The 15,428-nt window shown below is 40.1% G+C and carries 13 protein-coding genes; 8 read left to right on the top strand and 5 right to left on the bottom strand.

The window, feature by feature from the left end; translation table 11 throughout:
• Positions 1-11 precede the first annotated feature (11 nt).
• Entirely contained in the window at positions 12-1,598 is a 1,587-nt protein-coding gene (locus AWW72_RS05825; RefSeq protein WP_062846699.1) for an aldehyde dehydrogenase (NADP(+)), read from the top strand.
• A 241-nt stretch (positions 1,599-1,839) separates the two neighbouring features.
• Positions 1,840-2,553, top strand: coding sequence for a FadR/GntR family transcriptional regulator (locus AWW72_RS05830; protein ID WP_062846700.1), 714 nt, complete (start codon positions 1,840-1,842; stop codon positions 2,551-2,553).
• Between the two features lie 89 nt (positions 2,554-2,642).
• Here AWW72_RS05830 and AWW72_RS05835 read toward each other — a convergent pair whose 3' ends face one another.
• The gene (locus AWW72_RS05835; protein ID WP_062846701.1) at positions 2,643-4,154 is read right to left on the bottom strand and encodes a hypothetical protein; all 1,512 of its coding nucleotides are present in this window, start codon (positions 4,152-4,154) and stop codon (positions 2,643-2,645) included.
• Positions 4,155-4,679: 525 nt separating this feature from the next.
• Here AWW72_RS05835 and AWW72_RS05840 point away from each other — a divergent pair.
• The 3 genes from AWW72_RS05840 (at position 4,680) to AWW72_RS05850 (ending at position 8,545) form a co-directional block, all read left to right on the top strand.
• Positions 4,680-5,957 carry an MFS transporter gene (locus AWW72_RS05840; protein WP_062846702.1) on the top strand — a complete coding sequence of 426 codons (1,278 nt, stop codon included), beginning with the start codon at positions 4,680-4,682 and terminating at the stop codon, positions 5,955-5,957.
• A gap of 274 nt (positions 5,958-6,231) precedes the next feature.
• Positions 6,232-7,305 carry a porin gene (locus tag AWW72_RS05845; protein ID WP_062846703.1) on the top strand — a complete coding sequence of 358 codons (1,074 nt, stop codon included), beginning with the start codon at positions 6,232-6,234 and terminating at the stop codon, positions 7,303-7,305.
• A 79-nt stretch (positions 7,306-7,384) separates the two neighbouring features.
• Complete coding sequence (locus AWW72_RS05850) at positions 7,385-8,545, top strand: M24 family metallopeptidase (protein WP_062846704.1); 1,161 nt, start codon at positions 7,385-7,387, stop codon at positions 8,543-8,545.
• Positions 8,546-8,616: 71 nt separating this feature from the next.
• Here the strand turns inward: AWW72_RS05850 and AWW72_RS05855 are convergent, their stop codons facing one another.
• Complete coding sequence (locus AWW72_RS05855; RefSeq protein ID WP_062846705.1) at positions 8,617-9,543, bottom strand: LysR family transcriptional regulator; 927 nt, start codon at positions 9,541-9,543, stop codon at positions 8,617-8,619.
• Positions 9,544-9,831: 288 nt separating this feature from the next.
• The gene (locus AWW72_RS05860; protein WP_081410363.1) at positions 9,832-10,359 is read right to left on the bottom strand and encodes a GNAT family N-acetyltransferase; all 528 of its coding nucleotides are present in this window, start codon (positions 10,357-10,359) and stop codon (positions 9,832-9,834) included.
• A 168-nt stretch (positions 10,360-10,527) separates the two neighbouring features.
• Between AWW72_RS05860 and AWW72_RS05865 the strand changes: the two genes are divergently transcribed.
• Complete coding sequence (locus AWW72_RS05865; protein WP_062846707.1) at positions 10,528-11,889, top strand: PQQ-dependent sugar dehydrogenase; 1,362 nt, start codon at positions 10,528-10,530, stop codon at positions 11,887-11,889.
• A 143-nt stretch (positions 11,890-12,032) separates the two neighbouring features.
• Complete coding sequence (locus AWW72_RS05870; RefSeq protein ID WP_062846708.1) at positions 12,033-12,473, top strand: hypothetical protein; 441 nt, start codon at positions 12,033-12,035, stop codon at positions 12,471-12,473.
• Positions 12,474-13,006: 533 nt separating this feature from the next.
• Here AWW72_RS05870 and AWW72_RS05875 read toward each other — a convergent pair.
• Both AWW72_RS05875 and AWW72_RS05880 read right to left on the bottom strand, forming a co-directional pair.
• Positions 13,007-13,366: a hypothetical protein gene (locus AWW72_RS05875; protein WP_005256487.1), complete on the bottom strand. Its 360-nt coding sequence runs from the start codon at positions 13,364-13,366 to the stop codon at positions 13,007-13,009.
• 325 nt (positions 13,367-13,691) lie between these two features.
• Positions 13,692-14,396: an FMN-dependent NADH-azoreductase gene (locus AWW72_RS05880; protein WP_062846709.1), complete on the bottom strand. Its 705-nt coding sequence runs from the start codon at positions 14,394-14,396 to the stop codon at positions 13,692-13,694.
• 122 nt (positions 14,397-14,518) lie between these two features.
• Between AWW72_RS05880 and AWW72_RS05885 the strand changes: the two genes are divergently transcribed.
• Positions 14,519-15,370, top strand: coding sequence for a LysR family transcriptional regulator (locus AWW72_RS05885; RefSeq protein WP_062846710.1), 852 nt, complete (start codon positions 14,519-14,521; stop codon positions 15,368-15,370).
• Positions 15,371-15,428 lie beyond the last annotated feature (58 nt).

A 15,428-nucleotide genomic window follows, 5' to 3' on the forward strand; every position in this document is an offset into this window, starting at 1 on the left:
GGAGCTTTAAAATGAGTAAAAATAATGGTCGACAGTTTATTAATGGTCAACGCGTTGCTGCAAATACACCCGCTCTAGAAAGTGTGGGTGCAAAAGACTATCAACCAACTGGTTATGTTTTTAGTCAGGCAACACTTGAAGAGGTGGATCAAGCTGCTCAAGCTGCGCATAACGCTTTTGCAGTGTATAGCCAAACATCTCAAGCGCAACGTGCCTCTTTTCTTGAAGAAGTTGCTCGTCAAATCGAGGCGTTAGGTGCGAATTTGCAAGAAGTCGCTTCACTTGAAACAGGCTTGCCGCTTGCTCGTCTTCAAGGGGAAACTGGTCGTGTTACAGGCCAGCTTCGACTGTTTGCTGAACTTTTACGTCGCGGCGATTTTTATGGTGCTCGTATTGATGTGGCATTGCCAGAACGTAAGCCTTTGCCGCGTGTTGATTTGCGTCAATACAAAGTTGGAGTAGGGCCAGTTGCTGTGTTTGGTGCGAGTAATTTCCCTCTTGCATTTTCAACTGCCGGTGGAGATACCGTGGCTGCTTTAGCTGCAGGATGTCCAGTTGTGTTTAAGGCGCATTCTGGACATATGGCGACTGCCGAGCTTGTTGCAGAAGCTATTGAAAAAGCAATTGAAGTTTGCGATATGCCTAAAGGCACATTCAACATGATTTTTGGTGCTCGTATTGGTGCAAACTTGGTAGAACATCCACTGATTCAAGCTGCTGGTTTTACGGGTTCACTAGAAGGTGGCATGGCGCTTTATAACCTTGCGCAGAGCCGTCCTCAGCCGATTCCATTCTTTGCTGAAATGTCGAGTGTGAATCCTGTGGTGGTTTTATCTCAAGCGCTGAGTTCTCGTGGTGAACAAATCGCTCAGGACACGGTTGCCTCGTTTAATATGGGATGTGGTCAGTTCTGTACAAAACCAGGGTTAATTTTAGGCGTACAGGGTCCTGAATTTGACAAGTTCGTAGCAGCTTTAGCTGAAAGTACGCAAAAAGCTGTGCCACAGGTCATGCTGAATGAAGGGACTTTAAAAAGCTACCGTCAAGGTATTGATGCTTTAAACAGTGAAGCTGGTTTTGAAATGATTGCGACAGGGCAAGATGCTGAGCTCATTTCTCAAGCAAAAGCCCATCTATTTAAAGCGGATCAATCTGTTTTATTGTCAGGCAATCCAAAACTACAGCATGAAGTTTTCGGACCAATGTCCATTGTGATTGGCGTAGAAGACGAAGCGACTTTATTAAAAGGAATTGAGGCTTTAGGCGGGCAGCTTACAGCAACAATTATTGGCGATGAAAATGAATTATCTGAGGCAGGCGAGCTTCTTCATTTGTTAACTGGTAAAGCGGGTCGTGTATTGTTTAATGGCTTCCCGACAGGAGTTGAGGTATCTGATGCGATGGTGCATGGTGGTCCTTTCCCTGCAACCAGTGATGCGCGTGGAACATCGGTCGGTACGGGCGCAATTGAACGTTTCTTACGTCCAGTCTGTTTCCAGAATACGCCACAAGTATTGTTACCCGATGCGTTAAAAGACAGTAATCCACTACAGATTAATCGTCTGGTGAATGGGCAGTTAAGTCAGGCTCAAATTTAAAGGATTGTGCAGCTCAAGCTAAAAGATTGAGCTGCATATTTCTCATTAAATCAGCTAGTCACCACTATTTTACCAAGTGCAAGTGATCGTATCTTTCTCGTTGAATGAAAGTGCATGAGTAACATAAATGAATTAAATTTTAGGTATTTAGGGGAATAAAAAAGCAAATATGACTATCGGTTAAGATTATAGTAGAATGAATTTTCTAATTTTTTTAAATATTTCATGAGTTCTTCAGATTATGTCTAGCGCAATTAAACCTAGATCAACAAAAAAACTAAGCCAGATTATTGTAGAACAACTAATCGAAAAAATTCAGTCTGGAGAATTTAAAGTTGGAGAGAAGATTCCAACTGAACTGGAATTGATTGAAACATTTGAAGTCAGTCGTTCTGTCATTCGTGAAGCGATTACCGAGTTGCGTTCTTTAGGTTTTGTCGAGACCCGTCACGGGATTGGGACTTTTGTTAAAGAGCAAACCATTGAACAGAATTTTTTGCTGTCGAATGCCAGCTTAGAAACCATTAACGATATTGTTTCTTTACTTGAGCTTCGGATTAGTCTTGAATCTGAAGCTGTGTTTTTAGCCTCAGAGCGCCGTAAGCAAATTCACATTGATAAAATGAAAGCTGCGCTTGAAGATTTTGAGCGTCATATTTCTTCAGATGCAAATGATGGTACGGTAAAAGCAGATTATGATTTCCATATTGCGATTGCTGAAGCTTCGGAAAATCAATATTTCGTAGATTTTTTAAAGTATTTAGGTGAAAAAATTATTCCGCGTGCACGCTTAAAATCAATTGAGCAAAGCCCTGAAAACCGTGAAGAATATTTAAAAGCGGTTCACCATGATCATGTCAATATTTATAACGCAATTGTCGATCAAGATGGTTTGTTAGCTCGACAAATGATGCGAGCTCATCTTTCTAAAAGCATTAAAAAGTTTAAGCAATAAGCATCGATTTAATCTTGAATCTCGTGTGATAAAAAAAGAGAGCGTCTATCCGCTCTCTTTTTTAATATTTCTCATTGGAGTTTTTGGTTCTAAAACTTCTCTCTCACCCAGCCATAAGCTGCAGCAAATGGTAGCGCGGTTCTCGCTAAATAAGGAACATGCCATAAACCACCATGATTCGCATTTTCCATAATCAGCTCTAAAGGATGTTCGAGTGATCTTTCTGGATTGGTTGCACTCTCAGGGTTATTTAAATCATGCACCCACAGCGCAGCCATAATGGCATTTGTGGTTTCAGGACTAAAGGTTTCGACCTTAAACAGATCTGCTCCTGAAAAAGCCGCCTTAAGAATTGGATTCTTAACAACCGAATGTGTGGTGGTTGATGGTGCAATATTGATAACCGTTTTTTGACCACGTGCGCGGGTACAAATGGCAAACCACTGTTGCAGGCGTTTCGCAAGGGCATAATTAGGGCCTTGTTCAATCACCATACAATCCGAGATACCATATTTTTGGCCGTTATCTGATTCAATCAACTGTTCGATATTCGATTTAAAAAAATGACTTAACGAGATGTTATGAATCGATTTAGTCAGTAATTTCTCGACAAGTGGACGCTGCTTAATTTTCTGCTGGATCGACGCTACAACCGATTCTGGAATGGCATAAATGTCGGTTGGCGTTAGCATAAACATGATGCTGCTATCGGCTTTTTCACGGCTGACCTGTTCCATAATGCTGATCATGGCAATAGAAACACGAACATGTTTTTCACCATCCAGATATGCAATCCCAGCCAGATCTAAACGTTGCTCAAATATATTTAACCAGTTTGCAATTTCTGGTGTTTGAGTCAGAAGATTTGCGCCCAGCTGTTTTTCACCATTTTGCAAAGTGATTTGCGGTGCAATCAGTGTGGCATTGCCTTGTTGAATGGTGTTGGTAATTTTTTGCCAGATTTTTGGATTCGGTAAGTCAATCGCAACAATATTCGCACGCCATTTGGCTAACCAGCTTAAAGGGCCCGCTTCAGACGCTGCCCCGAAGAGCACCATAGTACGAGAGGACAAATCAAACCATTCTGGATGAGCCTGCAACAGACGTAGCGCTTTGGCATGACTGGGTTCGATGATCTGTTGCTGTTCCCAGCGATCAATCTGCTTAAGTAAGGCTTCACCTTGCAGTTTTTGTCCTTTAAACGGAATATACCACGGCTCAATCGTCGGGCTGCCTGTACCTTTTAGCACAAAGTTTTCAAAAGGCTGTTCTTTAACATCAGCCATGGCCTGTTCTAAAGACGTTTGCTGTCCAGCACGATAAAAGTGAAATGACTTTTTAGCTGTATCCAAGCCTTGCTGAGCAATGAGAAGAGGATTCTGTACAGAACGAATGCCTGTTTTCACCAGCTCTTGAAAATAAACTGGATATTTCTTTCTCCAGTTTTTTTCAGCAGTTAATTGAGTGGCGTAAGGAGAATCGACACTTTTTAGTGCTGCGTATAAGATTTTCTTTGCGGTATCTGTCGTGCTGGGCTTGTTTCTGCCGGACTGAATTGGAAACTGTATTCCATCCATATTCGATTGTGATCTATTACTCAATGCGCTGCTCCAATCTACTGAATGCTAAAATTCAAAAAAGTAGAGGGACTCTTTGTCTCATCCATATTTATGTTTCCAGCATAAGTCTAAATGATGAAATTAAAAATAGCGGAAATAGGGCAATTCATCACGATTTTGGGATAGGGTAAATTAGATCAAAAAAGACCAGCTTGTTAGCTAAAAAATATTAATTACAGTGATTTAGGAGAGAATTTGGTTTTTATTCTCTTTGGTTCGGATAGGTAAAATATTACTTTGGAGGTGTTACCGTAACTTGTAAGCACTGATTAGCAATGAAGAGCCGAGGGGGAAATCAGGTTGATCTCATATCATCTGTTTGCAAAGACTGTTCATATGTTTAACAAATAAAAATACAGTTTATGATTTGAATATAGCGCTTTGTAATTTAGAGAAAACGTGAATAGAAAAAAACTCAACCACGATGGAAAATTTGTCAATTTTATAGTTTCGTACTTTTGTGTAGCTTTAATTTAACAAATAGATGCTAGGTCAGGAGAGACCATCATGCGTACAGAAAAGCACACGATTAATAGACGCTCATTTCTCGGATTATCTGCGGGTAACTTTCTGGAATGGCTTGATTTTACGTTATATGGATATTTCGCTCTCGCGATCGCACATAATTTTTTCCCTGCTGAAAATGAAATTTTATCGACTTTAGCTGCGATTACCACTTTTGCAGTGGGCTTTTTAGTCAGACCACTCGGTGCTTATTTCATTGGACGTTATGCAGATCGTAAAGGCCGTAAATCAGCAATGATTTTAACCGTCATGTTGATGGGAGTAGGTACACTTTTAATTGCAGTGGCTCCGCCTTATTCGCAAAGTGGATATCTCGGCACAGCCATGGTGGTGTTGGGAAGATTGGTTGCTGGACTTGCTGCATCTGGAGAATTTGGTGCTGCTGTTTCTTTAGTAATGGAAAGTTGTCCTAAACAGCGTAGAGGATATTATGGCGCGTTATTTAATAGTTCAACTTATCTTGCGCTTGCAACAGGTTCTGGTATCGCATTATCGATTTATGGGATTTTGGGGCAAGCAGCCACTTTAGACTGGGGATGGAGAATTGGCTTTTTCATTGGCCTTGCAGTTATACCTCTAGGGTTATATTTGCGTCGCTATATGGAGGAAAGTGAGGTACTGGTTCAAGATCAAGCCAATAAAGTCGCGCCTAAATTAACATTCGGACAGATTTTTCAAAGAGTGATGCTGGTCGCTTCGCTTTCTGGTTTTGGTTCCGCTGTGGTTTATCTGGTGATTATCTTTATGCCATCTTTTGCTAAGCAAGGGATGGGGATTGAACCTGTTATTGGTACCGCAAGTTCAACATTGGCGACATTGTTCATCATTATATTTTCAATCATCGGCGGCATTTGGTCAGATAAATCAAACCGAATGGTGGTGATGTATACCGGTGTCATTCTCTGTGCGTTTATCGGTATTCCGCTTTATGAATATTTATTGGCAGTACCTTCTGCAAGTCGCTTGTTCTTGTTCCAGCTTGTGTGTGCCAGCGGTTTGGGCTTGATGATCGGCGGCTATTTCCCATTTATTTCAGACTATTTCCCAGCCAGACAACGTGCTTTGGGAATAGGACTTGGTTATAACGTGGGTGTTACTTTATTTGGAGCTTTATCCCCGATTGTATCAACCTATGCATTGAGTAAAGGCAATTTACAGGCGCCTGTGATTTATCTCTCGGTTGCAGCGATTATTTCAATTACCTCACTTTTACTCTGTCATCGAGGTATCAAATTACGTGCATCACAACTGGTTGTTTGAGTTGTTGATATGAATATTAAGATTATCTAGTGCATTTGAAATAAAGGATTAAATTTTAATTGAGCGTTGCTTAATAATTTGGCTTAAATTGTTGTGAATATTTTGTTCAAACCTGCTTTTTTAAAGTAGGTTTTTTTATTTTTTATAAGTTTTTCCTGAAAATATTTGAGTAGAAAAATATTCAACTGCGATGGAAAAGATATCAATTTAAAAAAATAAAGAGTTTGTGTAATTTAAAGGAATAGAAAAATGTTGGTTCATGGAGTGAAATATAATGTTTAGATCTATTTTATGTTTAAGTATATGCACATTACCAGTAGCAGCTTTTGCAGATATTAGCGTTGGTGATGAAAACTCTCCCTTTAAAGTATATGGGGTACTGGATTACGGGATAAATTATTCTCATTCAGATGTACAGGACTCACATGAGTTTCAAAGTGGGATGGATTATGCAAGCCGCTTAGGATTAAAACTGAATCTTAAATTAAATGACGACTTGTCTATTATTGGAAATGCAGAGTCAATGATCGATTTACGCAAAATGGAATTTGTGCGGAAGACGACTTTTGCTCGTGCAGAGTACTTAGGTTTGCAGTCCAAACAGTATGGAACGCTGGTGTATGGACGAGTTATGCCTGCCGTTGCTGGTGCATTAGAAGAGTTATTTGCCGCTCCTTTTACCCCGACAGCGATTGCGATTCAGGCTTACGACCTTGGCGCTGGTGCCCCTAATTATGATTTCAGAACCAGTCGGGCAGTCAGTTATACCACCCCAACATTTAAAAATACTTCGTTGACCATGCTCTATTCTCCAAACCAGATGGTTGGAGAGGGTTCCTATGTAACGGATGCGAAAAACTATGGCATTTTGGCGATTTATGATGATGGGGTAAATCGAGTAAGTGGATCCTATAATGAACTGATTAGCAATTTTTCAGTAAATTATAAAGGAGAGATTTTAAGCGATGTTAAAACCAAGGATTATCGTGCGCTTGTTCTAAGAAGAATGAATAAAAATTTAACTTTAATTGGTACGGCAGGATATTTTAAACCTGATAGTCCACATGCTGCTTCTGCTCAGGTTTATGGTGCAGCGATTAATTTTGAACAGCCGAAGTATAGTTTAAAAGCTTCTGTTTATCGACGTGATGTTGATCAGCAGGATCGGAGTGCGATGGTTTACTCGGCAGGTGCCAATTATCATATTAATAAACACCTAGATGCTTATATTCGTGCAGCCTATGTCGATAATAATGAAAATTCATTTTATACAATCAATGATATTGCATTAAGTGGTGCTGGAGATGATCCTTCAACTTATGGGGTGGGTTTAAAGTTTTCCTTCTAGTTTTTAAATATATCGTGAAATCAATTTAATTTCTTAAATTAACTCTATTTCACAAATCCATTTTTTTAAGGAGCAAAAAATGAATATTGAACCAATATTTTATCCACCATCTAAAAGTGAAATCCAGAATAGATTAATACGCGTTCAGGAACAGATGCAGAAGGAAGGTCTTGATCATTATGTATCCTTTTGTCCAGATAATATTTTTTATTTAACCAATTTTGCAAATGCAGTACATGAGCGGCCTTTTGTCTTGGTGATTCCTCAAAAGGGTGTACCAAAATTTATTGTCCCTCAACTGGAAATTCCGCATGTTCAATCTCGTGCTGTGAGTGAGATTGAACTTATTCCATATTTTGAATTTCCAGCGCCAGCAGGTCGGGCATGGAGTGATCGATTTAAAGAACTATTTGAGAGCAATCCGCGTATTGGTGTTGAATCAATTTGTCCCTTACAGATTTATTCTGAAATTCCTGGCGAGCGTATTCGTACCGATATCATTGATGATTTACGTATGATCAAATCGGATTATGAAAAAGGACGTCTGGCTTATGCATGTCAGTTAGCAACAGAAGGACATAATCTATTACTGTCATCTGCATATCCGGGTATGAACTTGATGGAAATGATTGGTCAGGTGAGAGAGCTTATTTTTACTCGTTTACTGACCGATAGTAGAGAACTTAATCCATTCGCTACCAGAATTTCGGCAGTATTTCAGCCGCCAAGTGTGTCTCATGATCCGCATAACTTTACCAATATTGATATGAGAATGGAGCCGGGCGGCCCACATGTATCGATTGTAAATGCAGTGATGAACGGTTACGGCGCTGAAGTTGAAAGAACCTTTTTTCTGGGTAAAGTGCCAGAAAATGCGAAAAAACCGTTTGAGATTATGCTGGAAGGTCGCCGTATTGCTTTCGAAATGGCAAAACCTGGTCAATTAATGAGTGAGGTTGATCGAACTGTGAATGACTATTTCCGAAAAGCTGGAATGGGGGATTATCTGCTACATCGTACCGGACATGGTATGGGGGTTACTGGGCATGAGGCGCCGTTCTTTGCGGAAGGTTATGATCGCCCGATTCAGGAAGGAATGTGTTTTACTATTGAACCAGGACTTTATATCGAAGGTGTGGGCGGTTTTCGCCATTCCGATACGGTCTTGATTGGCCCTGAGGGTCCTGTGATGTTGACCGATGGGCCAATTGAAATGGCTGAGTTGACCTTTCCGATCTAAGTTTAAATAAGTCAATAAAGGCCTATCTTGATTTGAGCTAGGCCTTTAATTGTGAGTCTGTTTAAATGACTTTATCTGGATTCATAACAAATCAGATCACGTAATTTTCTAACATTGCTGTTGAGCGGAATTCGACTATTCCAGATGATGATTTGAGGCTTGATGGTGAAACTTAATTCACGATTTAAAATCTGAAGATTATTATTTTTATGGAGCAGCCTCGCTAGATTACTGGACGTGACGGTGATTGAAGGATATTTCTCCATGATATTTAGAATCAGATGCGGTGGGTTATCTACTTCAATTAGATTTTTAGGCTGTTTTAGTCCTCTGGCCACCAGATTCGCGTCGAAACATTGACGCACAGGGCAGCTTGGAGCGGTCAGACACCACGGGTAATCTAACAAATCTTTTAAATCTTTATGTTCGGCAGGAATGTTTAGATGATGACTGGCAATCAATATCAATTGATGTTCATGTAATAAAATTGCACGTAAATCATGTTCGAGGTCATCGACTTCGGCCCGACAAATAGCCAAATCAATTTCACCTGCCCGTAAATAAGAGAGTAAAGATGTTTTATCGCCAGCTTTAATACTGATTTCTGTTTCAGGAGAAAGCTGTTTAAAACGTACAATTGCATTGGCAAGTGCATTTTCCAATGAAGGTGCATGTATACCGATTGAGATTTTACTGGCACGTGCACCTCTGAGTGAGGCAATTCTGTCGTGACCTTCGCGAAGTTGGGCTTCTATTTTTAAATAGGAGTCGATCAGGATTAAACATTCGGGCAGGGCAACCGGTTGTCCAACTTCTCTTCTGAAGAGTTGTTCACCATAGTTGGCTTCAATTTCTGCAAGAGCTTTGGAAACGGCAGATGTGGTCATATGCATCATCTGCGCGACTTTGGTCAGAGATTTATGCTGCTCTAACAAAGAAAGAATTTTTAGGTTCTTAAACTTCACCCGAGAACTAAAAAACGAATCTAAATCATCCATGATATGCTGTTTTAAAAATATTTCTAACTCGATTCTATAATCTTTCCGTGAGTGAATACTAATCTTATTTTCATGTGATGATGCATTCACTTTTACGCTGTAAATCCGCTAGGGTTATTTTTAAGATTTCTTGGCAAGCGTGCACGATCTCTATTTGATTCATCAAGAGAATAACCCTTAATATTCAGCCAAAAATCGAGCTGTTAATATTTTAAGCAGCCCCAGAAAAAGCTCCAGTAAGCTGAGGAAAAAATGAATCGAAAGTACGTCTCATTTTTCCCAACAAGCTTAAATTTCACACAGCAAATGAATATCTTCTGGCTCGAGTTGCCATAACTGCTGATCGGGTTTGTCCAATACTTGAGCGCCATGTTTGATATAAAAATCAACAGTTCGCTTGCTAGGTGTGGCAGAGATATAAAGATATTTTGCACCTAGCTGTATTGCAGATATTTTCGCTGCCTGCATGAGTTGTGCACCAATGCCTTGACCTTGCTGATCGGCATCGACATAAAAATAGTGCAAAAGTTTGGCATCTGGATAATCATGAATGATCTGATTGGATACCACTGAAATACCGACCATTTTTTCTTGCTGATTAAAGGCCCCGATGAATTCTGCTTGTTCGTGGTAGAGCTGTTTTAATTTAGGTGGATCATTTTGCAGATGATAAGCATCCCAATGCTGAACATCATAAAAACAGTCAACGAGTTGCAAACACTGTTGTTTGACATAATTTTGAGTAATCAGTTCACGTCGATGAATGTGTTGCCAGATCAAATCAATTTCTGAATATTGAAGCGGTCTTAAAATAATATTGATGCTGTTTTCCTTCTCTTTGTATTTGTTTATATTTTAACGGCTAACGTAGGTTTTAAACAGTTTATTTACATTAGAGACAATCTGTTAATCAAATCAGCTATACCTCATGTATAGATCGAATTATGCTGTCTGGAGTCATTAAAATAACAAGGAAAATTCCTGATGTCTTTACGGTTGTTATTCTCCCTGACTGGAAGCAGTCTTATTTTAATATTTACAGGTTGTACGCCATCTTCTCAATATTCGATTAGCGATAGTTTTGGTCCACAGCCCGTTTTACCTGAACCGCAGTCGAGATTGATCCCGACTGTCAATATTGCACCCGCTAAAGGCTGGCCAAAGGGCAAGATGCCTACTACTGTTGAAGGTCTAAAAGTTCAGGCATTTGCCAGTGGATTAGATCATCCTAGATGGTTGTATGTATTGCCGAATGGGGATGTGTTGGTTGCTGAAACAGATGCACCGCCAAAACCAGAGGATAGCAAGGGCATTCGCGGCAAGATCATGAAAATGGTAATGAATCGTGCAGGCTCCTCATTGCCAAGTGCCAATCGGATTCGCTTATTACGAGATAGCAATGGTGATGGCATTGCAGATCAGAATACGGTTTTTCTAAAAAATTTAAATTCGCCGTTTGGTATGGCCTTGGTGGGTAATATGCTTTATGTCGCCAATACGGATTCGCTGATGCGTTATCCCTATCAGGAGGATGCAACCCAAATAACGGAGAAAGGGATCAAGGTACTGGATTTACCCGCTGGGCCGCTCAATCATCATTGGACTAAAAATGTGATTGCCAATCCAGAAGGAACCAAACTTTATATCACGGTAGGTTCAAATAGTAATGTCGGGGAAAATGGGCTGGATCAGGAACAAGGTCGGGCACAGATTCTGGAATATGATATTGCCACTGCCAAGGTCAGACCGTATGCAACGGGACTGCGTAATCCAAATGGCTTGGGCTGGCAACCACAGGGTGGACAACTCTGGACGGTCGTTAATGAGCGCGATGAGCTTGGCAGTGATCTGGTTCCCGATTATATGACCTCTGTTAAAGACGGTGCCTTTTATGGTTGGCCGTACAGTTATTATGGTCAACATGTCGATAAACGGGTAAAACCACAAAATCCTGAGCTGGTTGCACGTGCACTAAAACCTGATTATGCCTTGGGTAACCATACTGCTTCTTTAGGCTTGGCCTTCTATGCGACAGAGCTTATGCCGCAGTATCGTGGAGGCGCATTCATTGGACAGCATGGTTCATGGAACCGCAAACCGCATAGTGGTTATAAAGTGATTTTCGTGCCTTTTCGAAATGGACAGCCTTATGGGCAACCGCAAGATGTGCTCACAGGTTTCTTAAATGAGAAAGGTCAAGCTTTGGGACGTCCAGTTGGCGTTGCAATTGATTTTTCAGGTGCGCTCTTGGTGGCTGACGATGTGGGCAATACGGTCTGGCGTGTCTCACCTGTTGCACAAACGACCTATGAAAGCCCAACGCAAAAGTATCAGCAGAAAAATTAGATATATCATCTAATTTTGCGCTATCCAAAACGTCGTTATTCATATAAAGTTTATATAAAATACATCTTCATTGTAAAACATTACAAATCTACTAAACTTTTGGTTCCATACTCAGTGGGACATAACAACATAAGGATAGCGTCATGCCACAGTATTTGCGTATCGCTGATAATATTTACAGGCATTTTGAAGAGGAAAAAAAGTTTAACGTTCCACTTCAAGATTGCCTCAATTTCATTGTTAAACAGTTACGTGAAGAACTTAAAGATACCGACTTAAAATTATTGTATAACTACATCGATTTCGTGGAAGGCTTTCAGGATAAGCCGACCAAAGACCATATTAGTATTGATGTTAGTTTAGTCCCCAACTATAAAAATAAAGATGAATTTGTATTGTGGTTAGCTGGCTTTATTGAACGGATTACTGAAGGCGGCGTCAAGAGACTTCCGCCGATTCATGAGGAAATACCAGCAGAGTTTACATTTGAACGTGATCTGAGCATTATTCTGGATAAGTTGAAAACCAGTTCTGCTGAGCAGATCAAATCGTATTTTGAAAGTGATGAATATAAGAATAATTAAAATAAAAAAATCATTGCGCTACAACGCTTTTCCATTCCATTGAATTATTTTTTAAAAAGGCTTTTTTATAGAAGCCTTTTTTATTGTGTCTTTCATTTAAGAAAATCTTCGAAAACAAAGCTTCAGTGTCGACGGTGAGAGGACTGTCATTCATTTTTTAGATTTTTATTATTTAATTGTTCTGAAAGATTAATTTAATGACCTTTAATGATATAAAGTGGGAATAGATAGACGGTTATGTATAGTTTGTGTGACACATTATGTATTTATAAAATAAAGCGTGATATAAATAGCGCACTAACGATGAACTTCTTGATGAATGTGTATATCGTAATCCCATTCTCTTCCCCAAGAGCTTGGGATTTTTTTTATTTGAACCTTAGCTTTTTAAAAAATGAGAATGAGAAATATAAGACAGCAGAGGAGATAAAATTAGAATTGAAATAATGAGAGACAGTTTTCAATATGAATGAAAGCATTTGGAGAATTGGTCTAACAACGCATCCTCCAAACTCAAGAAAATGAACGATGTATTACTTTTTTTGCTTAAAACGATATTTGCATTTCAGACAGCGATAGTCCTGAAAAATATTCTTGTCGACCAGAACACCTGCTTTTTTGCCGAAAATATTTCCAATTACTCCACCTGTGATACCTGCACCAATTGCACCGACAAACGTTCCTACCGTACCGCCGACAATCACACCTAAAGGGCCTGCAACTGTACCAATTGCTGCGCCTATTGATGCTCCACTTGCAGCACCACCAACTGTACCCGCCGTGGTTCCTGCGGCCGTGAGTAATACGCCGCCTGTAGTTCTCAATAACTTGTCATGATTACGTGTTTCAATTTCTGTAGAACCACATTTGGGGCATAGTATAGGTTTATCCATAAAACTATCCTGTTTTCTCTATTGATGACTTTGACGTTGCCAAATCAGAAGGGGGGAAATAACTTGCTCACTTTGGAAAAAAGTATATGTCTATACTTACGCGATCAGTTATATGCATAACGTATTATGGTTGATTCTAGCGGATACATGAAATAAGTATTTATAGTTCATGTAAATACTTTTACTCTCACCCAGCGCTCTAAGAGCTGGAACTTTTAAGCGTATTGTTGCCCCAGATAAATGAGTATCGCTTCTGCAAGAATAAGGCTGGGAATGGTTGCCTTATTCTTCATTAAAAATAATATGTTGCGTAACCTAAGCAAAACTAAGTCATCGCTACAGCTTTGGGTTCGGTCAGATGATTTAATTCATGACTGAGCGCGATCGCAAGATGTTCTGCTTTAGCATAGGCATGTTCTACGGATTGTCGATGACGATCATCCGCAAATTCCTGATATTCAGAAGCAATTTCATAGATTTTATCTACTCCTAAATATTTGCTCACCGTATGCAGGTGAGGTATCAGATGACTCATCTGTTCTCTGATCCCACCTTTTTCAAAACCAAATTCACCGCTTGAGCTAATAATCACCAACGTTTTGCCAGACAATGTCGGTTGCAAAGGAAAGTCACCGCGTGAAAGATCAAAATCAAAAGTCTTGTTCACGCGAGCGATTTGATCAAACCAGGCTTTGAGCTGAGCTGGCATGCCATAGTTGTACATGGGCGATGAAATGATGATGAGTTCAGCCGCCACAATCTCTGCAATCAATTGATCTGAAAGACCAAGTATTTGTTGTTGTTCTGCGCTTCTTTTTTGCTCTGGTGTAAATGCTGCACCCATCCATTCCTGAGTAATAAAAGGCGGTGGATTCATGCCTACATCACGATAAATATATTCATCTATAGCGAACTGTTTTTTCCAGCTTTGTATAAAGTGATGGGCAATGTTTTTGGAGATAGAGTTATGGTTCGGGTTAGGATTGTTGGCAGCGCGAATACTGGCATCGATATGTAAGATTGTACTCATTTGATCAGTCTCTGATTGATTGAATATACAGCCATTTTGGAATGAAGCAGAGCACTAGACAAACGAGTAAATCACAGCTATAGATGATTTTAAATCATCTATTATTTTCATAGGAGCGTGGCATGCACGTTTCTTTTCAGGCATTAAAAGCATTCGAGTCAGCCGCGCGCTTAGGTAGCTTTAAACTGGCAGCTGAGGAACTTTCGCTGACACCTACTGCGATTTCGCATCATGTTGCCAAGCTTGAGCATCGGTTAAGTGTTGATTTATTCCATCGCGAAGTTAGAAAAATTGTCCTCACCGAGATCGGGGAAAAATTAGCGAAGCAGATTTCGCAAGGATTTAGAACAATTGAGAATGCTGTGGAAGAGGTTAGGCTGGCGAGCAATGTGCTGAAAGTAACGACGACTTCATCTTTAGCGGCTTTGATTTTAATCCCAGCATTGCATGAATTTTCTTTGATCCATCCCGATATTTCTGTAGAGGTTTCAACAGGAGAGACCCTAGACCAGCAACTCTATAATTTGCCTGTACGTTTGGGCAATATTGCGACGGTGCCTGCCTCAGAGATTATTCGCTACGAAACATTTAATCTGTTTGGCCGACAACAGATTGATCCACTTGCTGCTGGCGATGAACCTATTGTGATTTTTACTACAGCGTGGAAAAACAAGACATTGGCTGCACCCCCTTTGGAAAAATGGTGTGCGTTAAACGGCATAGCGTCGTCAAATTTTATCGTGAAAACTTTTGATCAGGAACTGTTTGGTATTCAGGAAGCACTGGCTGGCAATGGATTTGTATTTGCCTCTACCACGTTAATGAGTCGATTACTAAAAATGCAACAGATTCAGCAATGCCAGACCCAATCGATTCGGTCAGAACTGTGTTATTACATTCCAGATAAAGAGAAGGTCAGCAATCGTAAGACACACGATTTAATTGAATGGCTGGAGCGAAAATTAAATGAATGATTTCGGTTCAAACCCAATATTTCATGATTGCTCATGAAAGACTGCGTTTGAACCAGTC

The organism is Acinetobacter sp. NRRL B-65365, from assembly GCF_001605865.1.
Taxonomy (GTDB): domain Bacteria; phylum Pseudomonadota; class Gammaproteobacteria; order Pseudomonadales; family Moraxellaceae; genus Acinetobacter; species Acinetobacter vivianii.

Excerpts from the sequence above, each read along its gene's own strand:
- AWW72_RS05825 (WP_062846699.1), top strand. The coding sequence starts at position 12 with ATGAGTAAAAATAATGGTCGACAGTTTATTAATGGTCAACGCGTTGCT.
- AWW72_RS05830 (WP_062846700.1), top strand. The coding sequence starts at position 1,840 with ATGTCTAGCGCAATTAAACCTAGATCAACAAAAAAACTAAGCCAGATT.
- AWW72_RS05840 (WP_062846702.1), top strand. The coding sequence starts at position 4,680 with ATGCGTACAGAAAAGCACACGATTAATAGACGCTCATTTCTCGGATTA.
- AWW72_RS05845 (WP_062846703.1), top strand. The coding sequence starts at position 6,232 with ATGTTTAGATCTATTTTATGTTTAAGTATATGCACATTACCAGTAGCA.
- AWW72_RS05850 (WP_062846704.1), top strand. The coding sequence starts at position 7,385 with ATGAATATTGAACCAATATTTTATCCACCATCTAAAAGTGAAATCCAG.
- AWW72_RS05855 (WP_062846705.1), bottom strand. The coding sequence starts at position 9,543 with ATGGATGATTTAGATTCGTTTTTTAGTTCTCGGGTGAAGTTTAAGAAC.
- AWW72_RS05865 (WP_062846707.1), top strand. The coding sequence starts at position 10,528 with ATGTCTTTACGGTTGTTATTCTCCCTGACTGGAAGCAGTCTTATTTTA.
- AWW72_RS05870 (WP_062846708.1), top strand. The coding sequence starts at position 12,033 with ATGCCACAGTATTTGCGTATCGCTGATAATATTTACAGGCATTTTGAA.
- AWW72_RS05875 (WP_005256487.1), bottom strand. The coding sequence starts at position 13,366 with ATGGATAAACCTATACTATGCCCCAAATGTGGTTCTACAGAAATTGAA.
- AWW72_RS05880 (WP_062846709.1), bottom strand. The coding sequence starts at position 14,396 with ATGAGTACAATCTTACATATCGATGCCAGTATTCGCGCTGCCAACAAT.
- AWW72_RS05885 (WP_062846710.1), top strand. The coding sequence starts at position 14,519 with ATGCACGTTTCTTTTCAGGCATTAAAAGCATTCGAGTCAGCCGCGCGC.